Genomic DNA, 16,366 nt, shown 5'->3' with positions numbered 1-16,366 from the left:
TTCACCGGGTGAGGTCGTAGACGGTGACACCGTCCACAGTGGTCGGTAGGTAGGTCTTCGCTACCCAGTCGGCGATCCGCTCGGCGGCGTCACTGCCGGTCTCGCCGCGCATCACCATGCCGTCACCGAGGAAGTAATGGATCCGTCCACTTCGGACATATTCCTGGAACTGTTCCAGGGTGGGAGCCGGATCCGTGCCGTTGAACCCGCCGACGGCCATGACCGGCGCGCCGCTGCCGAGCTGGTAACCCGCCGCGTTGTTCGAGCCCACCGTCGCGGCCGTCCAGGTGTACTTCGCGCTGTCCTGCCGGAGAACGGCGGTGAGGTTCTCCCCGGGCAGACTCGTCCCGAGCAGGCCGCCACCCGCGCCGCCAGGCCCGCCTTGTCCGCCGATGACGATCCCGCCGCCGCCCGGCCCCATACCGCGTCCGTTGCTCGGGCCCGCCGAGGGGAGTGCGCCGGAATGCGGGGTGGCCGCGGTGGCGACCGTGTACGCACCGGTGCCCGCGAGAACGGTGACGAGCGCGCCGACGGCGACCAGGCGCCTCGCGACCACAGGCAACCTCGAAGCGAAGAAGACCAGGATCGCGCACAGGAGTCCGGCCACGAGGATCGCGATAGCGAGTCCGGGAAGCCAGGTGGAATGCCGTGACAGCAGGAGATACGCGGTCAGCGCAGTCAGCCCGATCCCGGCGCTCAAGGTGGCCGCCGCGGCCGGATTGCCGCGGGCACGCCACAACTGCGCACCCGCGATCCCGACGAGTGCGGCGATCGCCGGGGCGAGCGCGATCGTGTAGTACGCGTGGATGATGCCGCTCATGAAGCTGAACACCGCGGCGGTCACCAGGAACCAGCCGCCCCACAGGATCAGCGCCGCGCGCTCCCGGTCGGTGCGCCGGGCGTGGCGGGTGAACCATGACCCGGCGGCCAGCGCGACGACGGCGGCCGGGAGCAGCCAGGCGATCCCGCCCGCCATCTCGGTGCCGAACAACCGGTCCCAGCCCGTGCCGCCCCAGCCACCGTTCCGGCCGCCGCCGACACTGCCGACCTCGTCGCCGGTGATCCGGCCCAAACCGTTGTAGCCGAGCGCGAGTTCCCACAGGCTGTTCCCCTGCGAGCCGCCGATGTACGGCCGGTCGGCGGCGGGCCACAACGCGACGACGGCGAGATACCAGCCGGCGGAGACGAGGGTCGCGCACAGGGCTCCGAACAGATGCAGCAGGCGTTTGCGCACCGGTGTCGGCGCGGCGATCAGATACGCGAGCCCGAACGCGGGCAGCACCAGGAACGCTTGCAACATCTTCGCGAGGAAGCCGAATCCGACGGCGGCCCCGGCCAGCGCCAACCAGCGCGGGCTCGCGATCTCCAGCGCGCGCACGACACAGTGGGCGCCTGCGACCAGGAGCAGGACGAGCAGCGAATCGGGGTTGTTGAACCGGAACATCAGCGCGGCGGCCGGGGTGAGCGCGAGGACGGCGCCCGCCAGCAGACCCGCGGCCGGGCCCGACGTCCGCCGCACGGTGGCGTACAGCAGCGCCACCGAGCCGACGCCCATCAGCGCCTGCGGCACGAGGACGCTCCAGGCGTTCACACCGAACAGCCGCGTGGAAAGGCCCATCACCCACAACGCGGCGGGGGTCTTGTCGACCGTGATCGCGTTCGCGGCGTCGCTCGAGCCGAAGAACAACGCCTTCCAGCTCACCGATCCCGCCTGCGCCGCCGCCGAGTAGAAAGCGTTGGCCCAGCCCGATTCGCCGAGGTTCCAGAGGTAGAGGACGGCGGTGGCGAGCAGGAGTGCGGCGACGGAAGGCCGGACCCAGCGCGGGCCGGACGGCTGGTTCGCCGTCGCGGCGTCTTCGCTGTCTTCGTCGGCGGCGTCGCGGGAGGCGAGGAGCGTCATGGCCTCAGGGTCGGATGCCGACCTGGGGTGTGGTTGTGCCCAAGCTGTGTACCCGCTGTGGGGATTCGATCACCGGCAGGGACACCGCGAACTCGGTGCGCCCGGGACGGCTGTGCACCTCGATGGTGCCGTGGTGCGCCACCACGATCGCCGACGCGATCGCCATCCCGAGCCCGGTGCTGCCCGCCGTGCGCGAGCGGCTGGAATCCCCGCGAGCGAAGCGTTCGAAGACACTCGGCAGGAGGTCCGGCGCGATGCCGGGGCCGTCGTCGGTGACGGTCAGCACCGCGGTCCCCTCGGGCGAGCGGCTCAGCGCGGTGAGCACCGTGGTGCCCGGCGGGGTGTGGGTGCGCGCGTTGGACAGCAGGTTCGCCAGCACCTGGTGCAGACGCTGGACATCGCCGCGGACGGGCAGCGGCCCGTCCGGCAGCCGCAGTTCCCAGCGGTGGCCCGGACCGGCGACCCGCGCGTCGCCGACGGCGTCCGCGGTCAGCCGGGTGAGGTCGGCGACCCCCGCTTCGAGCGGCCGTCCGGCGTCGAGCCTCGCCAGCAGGAGGAGATCCTCGACGAGGGTCGTCATCCGGGCGGACTCGGACTGGATGCGGGACAGCGAACGCGCGACCTCGGGCGGCACCAGCGCGCTACCGCGGCCGGCGAGTTCGGCGTAGCCGCGGATCGCCGCGAGCGGGGTGCGGAGTTCGTGGCTCGCGTCCGCGACGAACCGGCGGACGCGGGTTTCGCTGGCGTGCCGGGCCTCCAGGGCCTGCGCGATATGCCCCAGCATGAGGTTCAGCGCCGAACCGACCTGGCCGACCTCGGTGCGCGGATCGGTGTCGGCCTCGGGCACCCGGACGGAAAGCGCGACCTGGCCGCGGTCGAGCCGCATCGCCGACACGCGGCCCGCGGTCGCCGCGACCCGGTCGAGCGGCCGCAGTGTGCGCCGGACCGCGAACGCGCCGAGGAACCCCGCTCCGACGACTCCCGCGGCCGCGACGCCGAACAGGATCCATCCCACCGTCGTCAGGGTGTCCTGCATCGGGCCCAGCGGGAGGCCGGTGACCACGACGCCGTCGGGGATCGAGACGGCTTGGACCCGATACTCGCCGAGGCCGCCGAGCGCCAGCGTCATCGGCGGCCGGTCGACCGGCAACGACAGCAACCCGGCCTCCTGCGCGGTCGAAAGGCCTTGCGGAAGACCTTGCACCGACAGCACTCCGGCGTAGAGGACCTGGTCGCCGGTGAACCGGACGCTCAGCGTCCCCGAGGCTTGGCCGGGTGCGTCGAGCGGATCGGGCCCGGGGCCGGGCAGACCGTCCGGCGGCCGGTTCGCGTAGTCGTGCGCGCGGGCCGACGCCGCCGAGAGCTGGCCGTCGATCTGGTCGATGAGGAACGACCGCAGGGCGATCTCGCTGGCGACTCCGATCACCAGGCAGACGAAAGTGAGCAGCAGCACCATCGAGCCGGTCAGCTTGGTGCGCAAGGAAAGCCGCCCGGGCCGGAACCACCGGCGCGGGCCGGTGGACGGGACCGATCCGGGTGCCATGGTCCCGAGGGTGCGCCGCGGTCGTATGCGCGCGGTGTGTCCCGCCTGTGAGCCCGCTGTGTGCGGGTTTCGTGAGTGGTCCGGCAAAGTAGCGGCCGTGTCGCGAAAGCCACTTTCGAGACATCACACGACCCTAAAGTGGCTTTCGCGACACCACCGGCTCCAAGGGCGCGCCACGTTTGCCACCAGGATCCCGGCCCACCCACACAGCCGGCCGGGACGCCTCTGTGCGCCAAGCGCTGCGATGAAAGCGTCTCTCATCCTGGGGCTTCGCAGGAGCGGGCGGCCCTTCGGCATCACCACTCACGAGACCGGACCGGTCAGCGGTCGTAGTCCACGCTCAGCTCGTCCGAAGTCGCCACCGCCCGGCAGGTCAGGATCCGCCCCTGGGCGACCTCTTCGGCGGCGAGCGCGTAGTGCACGTCCATCCGCGCGCTGCCCCGCACCACCGACGCCCGGCAAGTCCCGCACGCTCCGCCGACACACGCGTAGGGCGTGTCGACGCCGTGCCGCAGCGCCGCGCTGAGCACGGTTTCGCCCGCTGTGGTGGGGATTTCGGCGGTCTTCCCGCCGGCGGTCACGGTCAGCACCGGACCCGGCCGCCGCGACGGCCGGACGGGGAGCGCGCCCTGGAACAGTTCGAAGTGGACGTTCTCCTCCGGGACGTCCTTGTCCGCCAGCGTCCGGCGGGCCATGTCGACCAGTTCGCGCGGGCCGCACAGGAACCAGTCGTCCACCTTCGCCGGGTGCAGCCGCGCCTGCAGCAGCGCGCGGAGGCGGGTGCCGTCGAGGCGGCCGCGCTGGTAGCGCTCGTGCGAGATCGCCAGCGCCTCGCCGACGGTGTCGAACGGCTTCTCGGTCCGTTGCCTGCGCAGATCCGGGTCGCGTTCGTCGGTGCGGTAGTGCACGACGTGCAGCCGTCCGCCGAGCCGCGCGGCGAGGCCGCCGAGTTCGTCGGCGAACATCGTGCTGGCGCCGGAGGTGTTGATGTACAGCAGGGTCGCCCGGCTGTGCGGTTCGGCCAGCAGGGTCGAGGCCAGGATCGACAGGATCGGCGTGATCCCGCTCCCCGCGGCGAGCGCCACGTACCGGCCGGTGCGGCCCGGTTCGGGGGTTAGCGTGAACATACCGTCAGGGGGTAACACGTCCAGGACGTCGCCCGCCGCCAGTTCGGTGGTGGCGAACGTCGAGAACGCGCCGCCGTGCTGATGTTTGATCGCGATCCGCAGCACCCCGGACTCCGGCGTGGAACAGATCGAGTACGCGCGCCGCACCTCTTCGCCGTCGACCTCGGCGCGGATGACGACGTGCTGGCCGGGGGTGAACCGGAAGGTCTCCCGCAGCCGCTCCGGCACGTCGAACGTCACGGTGACGGCGCCTTCGCACAGCGGCCGCACCTCGGCGACCCGCAGCGAGTGGAACAGGCTCGGCCGCGGCGGCTGGGGAGCCGGCGGCTCCTCGGCGAGCGAGCCGGTCAGCTGACGCCATTCGCGGTACTCCGAGGACGTCAGCTCACGGCCCCAGGCGGTCGCGATCGGGACGTCCCTGGCGAGGTAGGCGTCGCGGTTGTCCTTCCAGATCCGCAGGTACCGGTAGAACGGGATCGCCGGGTGGAGATGGTGCACCAGGTGGTAGTTCTGGCACAGCATGATCGGCGTCATCAGCCATTCGAGCCCCACGCGGACGCGGGTGGCGCCGAACCGGTCCTGCCGTCGCGCCCCGAGATCGTGATGCGGGAGCCAGTCGAACCACCAGGCCAGCACGGCCAGCCCGACGCGTTGCGGGATCAGGTAGATCACCAGCAGTTCCCAGCCGTAGCCGGTTGAGGCCAGCCAGGCGAAGGCGGCGAGGCTCAGCGCGACGACGGCCGCCGTCTCGACCCGCTCCGACGGCGGCCGCGTGCGCTGCCGCGCCACGTAGAAGCGGGCGTACCAGAAGTCGATGGTCAGCCACCGCAGCGGCAGTTGCCACCAGGGGCCGTGCGCGGTCCACGCGTCGGGATCGGTGTGCGCGTCCTCGTTGGTGTTGCGGTGGTGCTCCAGATGGATGTAGCGCACCAAGGGAAAGGAGCCGTAGCTCGCCACGAACGGCATCGCGAGCCTGCCGAGCAGTTCGTTGACCCAGGTGAGCTGCCCGGCCGCGTGATGCGTCGACTCGTGCAGCACGGTGAACATGGTGAAGGTGACCAGCGCGTGCAGCGGCATGGTCACCCACAACGACGCGGCCTCGGTGACCACGAGCCAGGTGGCGCCCGTCCAGACCATCACCCCGCCGGTGAACAGCAGCACCGTCGGCACCGAGACCACCGGGAGCGGGATCCGCGGGTTGGGCACACCGCGTGGTGCGGGTCTGGCCGGAAGGTTCCCCGTGTCCTCGGACCGGGTGGCGGTGACGGTCATCGATCGGTCCCCTCGGTCGATGCTGCCGGGACAAGCCGTCACACCGTAGACAATTAGTACTGGTTTGTAAACTTCAACGACCTGCCGAATGGCCTTGTCGCGGCGCCCGATGGTGGAGTGTTGCCGACGACCGTGTCCAGGAAAGGTCCGCTTCGTAACAGAGAAGAACCGAAAACTGATCCGATCGGGTGGTCCGGGCCAGGTTCGCCGGACGGCCCCCGAAACCTGTGATCGGCCCGGGGTGAGGGGCCGGAGGCCGTTCGGGCGGCCCCGGACCCGGGCCGACGATCCGCGGGGCCTAGACTCGGACGGCCCGGTCTGCAAGGCGACCAGGGGACATCCGCTGTGCAACACATGCGGATGCTCAATCACATCGTTTACCGCTCGAGGAGAATACGTTGAAGAGCACCGTCGAGCAGCTCAGCCCGACGCGAGTCAAGATCAATGTCGAGGTGCCGTTCGACGAGCTCAAGCCGAACTTCGACCGCGCCTACCGCAAGATCGCCCAGCAGGTGCGCATCCCCGGCTTCCGCCCGGGCAAGGCGCCGGCTCGCGTGCTGGAAAGCCGGATCGGGCGAGCCCCGGTGCTCGACGAGGTCGTCAACGAGGTCATTCCGGCCAAGTACATGGAGGCCGTGCGCGCGGGCGAGGTCCGCACGCTGGGCCAGCCCGAGTTCGAGGTGACCAAGCTCGAGGACCGTGAGGTGCTCGAGTTCACCGCCGAGGTCGACATCCGCCCGGAGATCTCGCTGCCCGACCTCGAAGGCTTCTCGGTCAGCGTCGACGACGTCGAACTGACCGACGCCGAGGTCGACGAGCAGCTCGACGAGCTGCGCGCCCGCTTCGGCACGCTGACCGGTGTCGACCGGCCCGCCGAGAACGGCGACTTCGTCTCGATCGACCTCGCGGCCACCGTCGACGGCCAGGAGGTCGAGGAGGCCTCGACCACCGGCCTGTCCTACGAGATCGGCTCCGGCCAGCTCGTCGACGGCATCGACGAGGCGATCATCGGCGCGAACGCGGGCGAGACCAAGACCTTCACCACGAAGCTGGTCGCCGGCGAGCACGCGGGCAAGGACGCCGAGGTCACCGTCACCGTGCAGACCATCAAGCAGCGCGAGCTGCCCGAGGCGGACGACGAGTTCGCTCAGATGGCGAGCGAGTTCGACACGATCGACGAGCTGAAGGCCGACCTTCGCGAGCGCCTCGGCCGCGTCAAGAAGATGCAGCAGGGCGTCCAGGCCCGTGACAAGGTCCTCGAGGAGCTGCTCGAGCGCACCGAGGTCGCGATCCCGGAGAAGGTCCTCGAAGCCGAGATCGAGAACCGCAAGCACGACGCGATCCACCCGTTCGACCACGACGAGGCGCAGTTCGCCAAGGCTCTCGAAGCCGAAGGCCGCACCCTCGAAGAGTTCGACACCGAGGTTCGCGAAGAGTCGGAGAAGGCGGTCCGCACCCAGCTGCTGCTGGACAGCATCGCCGACGCCGAGCAGACGTCGGTCAACGACGGCGAGCTCACCGAGCGGATCATCTACCAGGCGCAGCGCTTCGGCGTCAGCCCGGACGAGTACGTCCAGCGGGCGCAGCAGTCCGGTCAGCTGACCGCGATCTACGCCGACGTCCGCCGCGGCAAGGCGCTGGCCTCGGTGGTCCGCAAGACCACCGTGACCGACGCCTCGGGCACCGCGGTCGACCTCGAGGAGCTGTTCGGCCCCGCAGCCGAGGAGACGCAGGTCACCGAAGAGACCGCGAAGACTGCGGCCGAGTAGGGAATACGCGGTCCGCGTGAAAAGGACCGTAAAGCTGTAAGCGAACTTGGGCGGTGTCAGGCATTCTGCACCGCCCAAGTTCGTTAGGGTCGGTTGCAAGATCTTCAGCATCTGGAGACGGCAACAGCATCTGGACACGCAGCATCTGGACACAACAGCGGCGGCGAGGCACGGCCACGCCGCCGTCGGCGAAAAGGCAGGCAGACGTGACGCAGCACACGCCCGAGGCGCGGACCGGTACCGCAGGGCTCAACCTCACCGACTCGGTCTTCGAGCGGTTGCTCCAGGAACGCATCGTCGTCCTCGGCTCCGAGGTCAACGACGAGGTCGCGAACCGGATCACCGCCCAGCTGTTGCTGCTGGACGCCGATGACTCCGAGTCGGACATCCGCTTCTACATCAACTCGCCCGGTGGCTCGGTCACCGCGGGCTTCGCGATCTACGACACCATGCAGCTGATCCGCCCGGACGTCGCGACCTACGCGATGGGCCTGGCCGCGTCGATGGGGCAGTTCCTGCTGTCCTCCGGCACGCCCGGCAAGCGGTACGCGCTGCAGCACGCGCGCATCCTCATGCACCAGCCCTCGGCGGGCGTCGGTGGCACCGCCTCCGACATCGCCATCCAGGCCGAGGTGTTCGGGAAGTGGAAGCAGGAGCTGGCCAAGATCACGGCCGAGCAGACCGGGCAGTCGGTCGAGCAGATCGTCAAGGACGGCGACCGCGACCGCTGGTTCACCGCGCAGGAGGCGAAGGACTACGGCTTCGTCGACCAGGTCCTCACGCGCGAGAACCCGCTTCCCAACCGCTGATCCGCGCCGGCACACAGGAGAATCCCCCATGAGCAACTTCCAGCTTCCGATCGGGTCGCAGGCCCAGGGACCGCAGTCGCGGCTCCAGCTGCCGCAGTCGCGGTACGTCCTGCCCTCCTACGTCGAGCGCACCAGCTACGGCATCAAGGAGTCGAACCCGTACAACAAGCTCTACGAAGAGCGTCAGATCATGCTCGGCGTGCAGATCGACGACGCGTCGGCGAACGACGTGATGGTCCAGCTGCTGCACCTCGAGCACGAGGACCCGGACCGCGACATCATGATCCTGATCAACTCGCCCGGTGGCTCGTTCACCGCGCTGATGGCGATCTACGACACGATGCAGTACGTCCGTCCCGACATCGTCACCATGTGCATCGGCCAGGCCGCTTCGGCCGCCGCGGTGCTGCTGGCGGCCGGTACCCCCGGCAAGCGGTTCACGCTGCCGAACTCGCGGGTGCTGATCCACCAGCCCGCCACCGAGGGCACCTACGGCCAGGTCTCGGACCTGGAGATCCAGGCCAACGAGATCCAGCGTGTGCGCCGCCAGATGGAGGTCATCCTGGCCAAGCACACGAACAAGGACGCCGACGACATCAAGAAGGACATCGAGCGCGACAAGATCCTGACGGCCGACGAGGCCAAGGCGTACGGGATCGTCGACGAGGTGCTCGAGTACCGGAAGGCTTCGAGTAGCTGATCGCGGACGGGACCGGTGCGTGTCGGGTGACGACACGCACCGGATCCCTGGTCTAAGGTCAGCTTCTGGCGTGCTCAGATGTGACGTTGGTTCTCCCGCCGGCGGCATCGGGCGGGTACCGTCAGTGGCAATGTGTGAGGCTCCGAACGGTCATGCGTGACCGGGGGCGACAGTCAGGCGCGGCAGTGCGGGCGCGACAGTGCAGGCGCAGAGAGCGCGCCGGAGGGGACGAGGTCAACGGCCATGGCACGGATCGGTGACGGCGGCGACCTGCTGAAATGTTCTTTCTGCGGCAAGAGCCAAAAGCAGGTGAAGAAGCTCATTGCCGGCCCCGGGGTCTACATCTGCGATGAGTGCATCGATCTCTGCAACGAGATCATCGAGGAAGAACTGGCAGAGGCCGGTGAGGTCAAGCTCGACGAGCTGCCCAAACCCGCCGAGATCCACGAATTCCTCGAGCAGTACATCATCGGCCAGGACGACGCGAAGCGATCGCTGGCCGTGGCGGTGTACAACCACTACAAGCGTGTGCAGTCCGACGACAAGGCCGGGCCGAAGGACTCCAAGGACGAGACCGTCGAACTGGCGAAGTCCAACATCCTGATGCTCGGGCCGACGGGCTGCGGCAAGACCTATCTGGCCCAGACGCTGGCGAAGATGCTGAACGTCCCGTTCGCGATCGCGGACGCCACGGCGCTCACCGAAGCCGGTTATGTGGGCGAGGACGTCGAGAACATCCTGCTCAAGCTGATCCAGGCGGCGGACTACGACGTCAAGCGGGCCGAGACGGGCATCATCTACATCGACGAGGTCGACAAGATCGCCCGGAAGTCGGAGAACCCGTCGATCACCCGCGACGTGTCCGGTGAGGGCGTGCAGCAGGCGCTGTTGAAGATCCTCGAGGGCACCACCGCCTCGGTGCCGCCGCAGGGCGGCCGCAAGCATCCGCACCAGGAGTTCATCCAGATCGACACGACGAACGTGCTGTTCATCGTGGCCGGCGCGTTCGCCGGGCTGGAGAAGATCATCAACGAGCGGGTCGGCAAGCGCGGCCTCGGTTTCGGCGCGGAGATCCGCACCAAGGCCGAGATCGACGAGAGCGACATCTTCTCCGACACCATGCCGGAGGACCTGATCAAGTTCGGGCTGATCCCGGAGTTCATCGGCAGGCTCCCGGTCGTGGCGACGGTGACCCACCTGGACAAGGACTCGCTGGTCAGCATCTTGACCACGCCGCGCAACGCGCTGGTGAAGCAGTACAAGAAGCTCTTCGAGATGGACAACGTCGAGCTGGAGTTCACCAAGACCGCGCTCGAGGCCATCGCCGACCAGGCCGTGCTCCGCGGCACCGGCGCCCGCGGCCTGCGCGCGATCATGGAAGAGGTCCTGCAGCCGGTCATGTACGACATCCCCAGCCGCGACGACGTCGCGAAGGTCGTCATCACCGAGCAGACCGTCCGCGAGAACGTGAACCCGACGATCGTGGCGCGTCAGCCGTCGCGCCGTCGCAGCAGCGAGCGCGGCGAGAAGTCCGCCTGACCGCGGCGAGATCTTCGTCACCGATGCCCCGGCCGGAAGCTTCCGGCCGGGGCATCGGTTTCTCCGGTCCCGTCCGGCCGGTGACCGGATCGAGATAGGATGCGATGGTGCCGCTGACTTCCACGAAGGACGAGAACGAGGCTCCCGAGCTGGCAGCCGCGAGTCCACGCGAGGTCAGGGGACTCGTCGAACTCACCGAACGCATCGTCATCGGGGCCTATCGCGGGCACCCGTGGATCCCGCGCGCGCTGACGATCACGCTCGGCGTGCTGGTGGCGACCTGCCTGGTGGCGGGCGTCGTCCGGTTGTCGCCGTTGCCGTTGATCCCGCTGCCCCTGTTCGCCGTTTCGGGCTACGCGCTCATCCGGGTCAAGGCGGCGCGGAGCGCGGCGGCGAATCGCGCGCTCGTCGCCTGGACGGGGCTGTTCACCGCTGCGACGCTCGCCGGATTCTGGCTGATCTCGATGGCGGGACGCTGGGTCGGCTGATCGGCCCGGCAGGTTTTCTCTCCTTTTCCTCCGTTGGCAGGGTTTCAGAATCGTCCTGACGGGGTAAGACGAGACCGTGACAGTTACCGCGGGGCCCTTCCTCCACGTGGGCTTGCTCTACTCCGGTGACTCCGAGTACCTGGACGGAACACTTCCGTACATCCTTGAGGGTCTGAAGCGTGACGAGCCCGTCGCCGTGGCCGTCCCCGGCCGGAACCTGACCCTCATCGAAGAGGCGCTGGGCGACGCGGCCGCCGAAGTCGAACTCATCGACATGACCGAAGCGGGCCGCAATCCGGGCCGCATCCTCCCCGGCGTGCTCCTCGCGTTCGCGGACAACCGGCCGGGGCCGGTACGGATCATCGGCGAGCCGATCTGGGCGGGGCGGTCGGAGATCGAGTATCCGGCGTGCGCGCAGCACGAGGCGCTGATCAACTTCGCGTTCGGCGAACGTGACCTCAGCATCCTGTGCCCGTACGACCGGACCCGTCTCGACGACGACGTCCTCGCCGACGCCGAGCGGACCCACCCGATCCTTTCCGGCATCGAGGGGGATCGCCCGAGCGAGGGCTATGCCCCCGACGCGGTCGTCGACAAGTACAACCTGCCGCTGCCCGAGCCGCGGATGGCCGACACGTTCCGCTTCGATCTCTCCAGGCTTTCCGCGGTGCGCCGGTTCGCCCAGGAACGCGCCGAGGTGTGCGGGCTCGGACCGGGCCGGGTGGAGGATCTCGTGCTCGCCGTGGCGGAACTGTCCACCAACAGCGTGCTGCACGGCTCGGGGGAGGGCGTCGTCCGCATCTGGCGCGAAGGGGACCATGTCCTCTGCGAGGTCATCGACGAAGGCACGCTGAGCGATCCGCTGGCCGGCAGGCGGCCCGCCACCCCCGGGCAGATCGGCGGCCGCGGCCTGGTCCTGGTGAACCAGGTCGCCGACCTGGTCCGCCAATACCTCAGGCCGGGCTCCACCGTCACGAGGATCTTCTTCCGTCACCTCTCGTGAGTGGTGATGGCGGTTCTAACCGTCATTACCACTCACGAGAGGTTCAGGCGTTCTTCGGGACGTGCTTGCCCAGGAAGGCGATCAGGCTCGGCACGACCGTGCGGTTGAAGGCGTCGCCGTGCTTGCCGCGCGCGGTGTGCGCGACCGCCGGCCGCGCTTCGTCGATGAACTTCCGCACCCCGCCGATGAACGGGTCCTCGGTGCCGCACCAGATCCCGGTCGGCACCTTCTTGGTGATTTCGATGTGGCGCAACGGATCCATCGAACCCCAGTCGGTGGCGTCGCGGAACGCGCGCCGTTTGCTCATCTCCGCCCACGACGTGATCAGCGCGGGCGCGAGCGCCGCGACCGCGGCGGGCGGGCGACGGCGTTCCAGGCGGCGCCGGGTGTAGAGCAGTGCGCCGAAGCCGCCCATCGACAGCCCGGTGGCGGCGAACGGCAGCCCGTCCCGGCCGCCGAGGCCGCGGGCGGCCAGCCAGCGGGGAACCTCTTCGAGCAGCATCGCCATCGGGTTGTCGCCGGGCTGGTTCTCGTGCCAGTAGTGATCGCCGCCGTCGACCGCGACGAACCCGAACGGGGGCACGGCCTTGCGGGCGACGTCACTGCCGAGTTGCTTGAGCAGCCCGGTGGGAGCCGCGTGCCGGGCGGTGCCGTGGAGACCGTGCAGCATCAGCGACATCGGCAGGCCCTTGGGCGGCGCCTTGGTCGGCAGCATCAGCACGAGATCGACTTCGCGCCCGCGGGCTTCGGAGTAGACGCGTTCGACCCGCGGGCTGCCCAGCTGGGTGGCCGGAGTCGGCGACGCGACGCCCAAGGCTCGCTGGAGCGCTTCGCTGAAGGGCAGAGCTCCGGAGGCTGTTCCGGCGGCGAGTCCTGCGACACCGAGGCCGGAAGCACCGGCGATCAGCACGGAACGGCGGCTCAGCCACCGTCGGGCGCCCTGCACCCCCGGCAGCGTCGTGTGCCCCTGGTCGTCGTCGTTCACCCGTCCCCGTTCCCCCGTTGCACTTCTACCAGGTCAGACGCACGCTTCGGCTCGAAGGTTGCACATGTCGCCGACCTGTGACCGGGGTATCGCCGGATCAGGTGCCGATGTTTCCCTCTTTCGCGCGCCATGACTCGATCGAGACCCGCGCGGACCGCGTCGCGGCCTCGAAAGTGTCGCCGAGACCCACTCCGAGGGCCGTGGCCAGGGGAATCAAGATGTGGTCCACACCATTCTCACCGTCGCCGAAGTGGCCGGCGACCTCCAGCGTGATGTACCCGTGCACGGCGCTCCAGAGCTGCGCGGCGACGGCGAACTCCGAGGCCGGGCGGAACCGGCCCGCCTTGATCAGCCGCTCCGCTCCGCGAACGAGGTAGTTGAAGGCTTCGACGCCTTCGTTGCCGAGGGTCTGGCGGATCTCCTCGTCGGTCAGGTCGCCCCGCGCGGCCTTCTGCCCGTTGGGCTGGCTCTGGCCGAAGGTCACCGCGTAGAGGTGCGGGTTCTCCACGACGGTCCGCCGGTACACCAGCGCCATGGTGAGGAGGTCGGCCGCCGGGTCTTCGGTTTCGGCGACCTCGCCCAGATTCGCCGACAGCCGCCGGAATCCCTCGCGGACGACCTCCTCCACCAGTGCGCCCATCCCGCCGAAATGGGTGTAGACGGCCATGGTCGACGCGCCGATCTCGGCCGCCAGCTTGCGGGCCTGGAGTGCTTCCGGGCCGCCGTCCGAGAGCAGCCGGATCGCGGCCTCGATCAGCTTGGCCTTGACCTCGGGGCCGGCGGGTTTCGGTGACATGGTTGCCAGTATCTCATAACCCTGTTATAAATGTATCCATAACCGTGTTATATCCTCGCTAGGGGGCCTCGATGGGCAACAAGTTCCTCCAGGGCAACTTCGCCCCGGTCAGCCAAGAGCACACGATCACCGAACTCAGCGTCACCGGGCACATCCCGGAGTACCTGGACGGGCGCTACCTGCGGAACGGGCCCAACCCGCTGTCCGAAGTGGACCCGGCGACCTATCACTGGTTCACGGGCGACGGGATGGTGCACGGCGTCCGGCTGCGCGACGGCCGCGCCGAGTGGTACCGCAACCGCTGGGTCCGCACCCCGGGCCTGTCCGAACGGCTCGGCGAGCGCTGGGAGGGCGGCTCGGTCTCCGGGATCGCCTCCCTGGGCGCCAACACCAACGTGATCGGCCACGCGGGCAAGACCCTCGCCCTGATCGAGGGCGGCGTCACGAACGTCGAGCTGACCGACGAACTGGACACCGTCGGCGCGTGCGACTTCGACGGCACCCTGCCCGGCGGCTACACCGCCCACCCGAAACGCGATCCGGAGACCGGTGAGCTGCACGCCGTGTCGTACTTCTTCGGCTGGGGCAACAAGGTGCAGTACTCGGTGATCGACGCGGCCGGCCGGGCCCGGCGCAAGGTCGACATCGAGGTCACCGGCTCGCCGATGATGCACGACTTCTCCCTGACCGAGAAGTACGTCGTCTTCTACGACCTGCCGGTCACCTTCGAGGTCGAGCAGGCCGTCGCCGCGTCGGTCCCGTCGTTCCTCCGCACCCCGGCGCAACTGGTCGTGTCCGCCCTCGTGGGCAAGGTCAAGGTGCCGGATCCCATCAGCGCGATGCTGCGTCAGCGGATCCAGGGCAATGCGGACTTCCCCTACCGCTGGAACCCGAAGTACCCGGCGCGGATCGGGGTCATGCCGCGTGAGGGTGGCAACGGCGACGTCCGCTGGTTCGAGGTCGAGCCGTGCTACGTCTTCCACCCGATGAACGCCTACGACGACGGCGACAGCGTCGTACTGGACGTCGTCCGGCACCCCAAGATGTTCGACAGCGAACTGCGCGGGCCCGCCGAAGGGCCGCCGACCCTGGACCGCTGGACCGTCGACCTGAACGTGGGCAAGGTGATCGAGGAACGTCTCGACGATCAAGGGCAGGAGTTCCCGCGCGTCGACGAGCGGCTGCTCGGGCGTCAGCACCGGTTCGGCTACTCGGTGTCCACAGGGGACGGATCGGCTTCCTCGGGTGCGCTGCTGAAGCACGATCTATGGAAGCGGTCGGTGCAGAGCAGGAAGTTCGGCGACGGCGCGCAGGTGGGGGAGTTCGTCTTCGTTCCGTCCTCTGTGGACGCCGGCGAGGACGACGGTGTCCTGATGGGTTTCGTCTACGACGCCGCCACGCAGAAGAGCGACCTGACCATCCTGGACGCCGGGACGCTGGAGACGGTCGGCGCCGTCCACCTGCCGGACCGGGTCCCCAACGGCTTCCACGGCAACTGGGTGGGCGCCTGAGTCAGCCGAGGCCGAGTACGCGGTGCTCGCCGGTGTAGAGGTTCATGCTGTCGCCGCGCAGGAAACCGATGAGGGTCATGCCGTTCTCCTCGGCCAGTTCCGCGGCCAGCGACGACGGCGCGGAAACGGCGGCCAGCAGGCCGATCCCGGCCATGGCGGCCTTCTGCACCAGTTCGAACGAGGCGCGGCCGGACACCAGCAGACCGGTGTCCGCCGCCGGGATCCGGCCCTCCTGTAGCGCCCAGCCGAGGACCTTGTCGACGGCGTTGTGCCTCCCGACGTCCTCCCGGACGACGGCGAGGTTCCCCTCGGCGTCGAACAAGGCGGCGGCGTGCAGCCCGCCGGTGCTGGAGAAGACCTTCTGCCGCGCGCGCAGGGTGTCCGGGAGTTTCGCCAGTACGCCGGTGCTCACCGCGAACTCGGATTTCTCCGGGGAAAACCGGCTCCGCAGTTTGACCGCGTCGAGCGCGGCCTTGCCGCAGACGCCGCACGAGGAGGTCGTGTAGAAGTTCCGCTCGACCCCGGTCTCCGGCGGCGCGACCCCTTCGGCCAGCGCGATGTCCAGCACGTTGTAGGTGTTGCGCCCCTGGTCGTCGACGCCGTCGCAGTACCGCGCGACGGCGATGTCCTCCCGGGAGGCGAGTACGCCCTCGGACAGCAGGAACCCGTGCGCCAGTTCGACGTCGTTGCCGGGGGTCCGCATGGTGACCGCGAGCGCCTTGCCGCCGACGCGGATCTCCAGCGGTTCCTCGGCCGCCAGCGCGTCGGGCCGGCGCACGTCCTTGGTCGCGGAGATCATCCGCACCGGACGCCGAACGGTCACCCTGCCCACTTGTCCACCCTTCTGACCGGTTCATTCGACACCTGGCTACTGCAACGTTGGGAATTAAGTAATACATTCCCAGTGCCCACCCCCAGAGTACG

At 69.1% G+C, this 16,366-nt stretch carries 13 protein-coding genes; 7 read left to right on the top strand and 6 right to left on the bottom strand.

Features of this window, described 5'->3' with window-relative positions:
• Position 1 precedes the first annotated feature (1 nt).
• The 3 genes from SD37_RS31335 to SD37_RS31325 all read right to left on the bottom strand — a co-directional run bounded on the left by SD37_RS31335 (position 2) and on the right by SD37_RS31325 (position 5,776).
• On the bottom strand, positions 2–1,900 hold the full coding sequence (locus tag SD37_RS31335; RefSeq protein ID WP_044855954.1) for an ArnT family glycosyltransferase: 1,899 nt from the start codon (positions 1,898–1,900) through the stop codon (positions 2–4).
• A gap of 4 nt (positions 1,901–1,904) precedes the next feature.
• Complete coding sequence (locus SD37_RS31330) at positions 1,905–3,443, bottom strand: sensor histidine kinase (protein ID WP_044855955.1); 1,539 nt, start codon at positions 3,441–3,443, stop codon at positions 1,905–1,907.
• Between the two features lie 320 nt (positions 3,444–3,763).
• On the bottom strand, positions 3,764–5,776 hold the full coding sequence (locus tag SD37_RS31325) for a fatty acid desaturase (protein ID WP_083255337.1): 2,013 nt from the start codon (positions 5,774–5,776) through the stop codon (positions 3,764–3,766).
• Between the two features lie 464 nt (positions 5,777–6,240).
• Here SD37_RS31325 and tig point away from each other — a divergent pair, with 464 nt between their 5' ends.
• From tig to SD37_RS31295, 6 genes are all read left to right on the top strand, one after another.
• Positions 6,241–7,611 (top strand): trigger factor, encoded by a 1,371-nt coding sequence (gene tig, locus SD37_RS31320; protein ID WP_044855957.1) that lies wholly within the window; start codon positions 6,241–6,243, stop codon positions 7,609–7,611.
• A 206-nt stretch (positions 7,612–7,817) separates the two neighbouring features.
• Entirely contained in the window at positions 7,818–8,420 is a 603-nt protein-coding gene (locus tag SD37_RS31315) for a ClpP family protease (protein ID WP_044855958.1), read from the top strand.
• Between the two features lie 28 nt (positions 8,421–8,448).
• Positions 8,449–9,120 (top strand): ATP-dependent Clp protease proteolytic subunit, encoded by a 672-nt coding sequence (locus SD37_RS31310; protein WP_044855959.1) that lies wholly within the window; start codon positions 8,449–8,451, stop codon positions 9,118–9,120.
• Positions 9,121–9,363: 243 nt separating this feature from the next.
• Positions 9,364–10,659: an ATP-dependent Clp protease ATP-binding subunit ClpX gene (gene clpX, locus SD37_RS31305; RefSeq protein WP_016332355.1), complete on the top strand. Its 1,296-nt coding sequence runs from the start codon at positions 9,364–9,366 to the stop codon at positions 10,657–10,659.
• Positions 10,660–10,763: 104 nt separating this feature from the next.
• Positions 10,764–11,147: a hypothetical protein gene (locus tag SD37_RS31300; RefSeq protein ID WP_044855960.1), complete on the top strand. Its 384-nt coding sequence runs from the start codon at positions 10,764–10,766 to the stop codon at positions 11,145–11,147.
• A 76-nt stretch (positions 11,148–11,223) separates the two neighbouring features.
• Complete coding sequence (locus tag SD37_RS31295) at positions 11,224–12,150, top strand: sensor histidine kinase (RefSeq protein ID WP_257785315.1); 927 nt, start codon at positions 11,224–11,226, stop codon at positions 12,148–12,150.
• 43 nt (positions 12,151–12,193) lie between these two features.
• Here the strand turns inward: SD37_RS31295 and SD37_RS31290 are convergent, their stop codons facing one another.
• On the bottom strand, positions 12,194–13,135 hold the full coding sequence (locus SD37_RS31290; protein ID WP_044855962.1) for an alpha/beta hydrolase: 942 nt from the start codon (positions 13,133–13,135) through the stop codon (positions 12,194–12,196).
• Between the two features lie 97 nt (positions 13,136–13,232).
• Positions 13,233–13,931: a TetR/AcrR family transcriptional regulator gene (locus SD37_RS31285; protein ID WP_044855963.1), complete on the bottom strand. Its 699-nt coding sequence runs from the start codon at positions 13,929–13,931 to the stop codon at positions 13,233–13,235.
• A 71-nt stretch (positions 13,932–14,002) separates the two neighbouring features.
• Between SD37_RS31285 and SD37_RS31280 the strand changes: the two genes are divergently transcribed.
• Positions 14,003–15,442, top strand: coding sequence for a carotenoid oxygenase family protein (locus tag SD37_RS31280; RefSeq protein ID WP_044855964.1), 1,440 nt, complete (start codon positions 14,003–14,005; stop codon positions 15,440–15,442).
• Between the two features lies 1 nt (position 15,443).
• Here the strand turns inward: SD37_RS31280 and fdhD are convergent, their stop codons facing one another.
• The gene (fdhD, locus tag SD37_RS31275) at positions 15,444–16,274 is read right to left on the bottom strand and encodes a formate dehydrogenase accessory sulfurtransferase FdhD (protein ID WP_044855965.1); all 831 of its coding nucleotides are present in this window, start codon (positions 16,272–16,274) and stop codon (positions 15,444–15,446) included.
• Positions 16,275–16,366: the final 92 nt, after the last annotated feature.

It is taken from the genome of Amycolatopsis orientalis (genome assembly GCF_000943515.2).
Classification (GTDB): Bacteria; Actinomycetota; Actinomycetes; order Mycobacteriales; family Pseudonocardiaceae; genus Amycolatopsis; species Amycolatopsis orientalis.
This window is presented reverse-complemented; position numbering and strand designations above follow the sequence as displayed.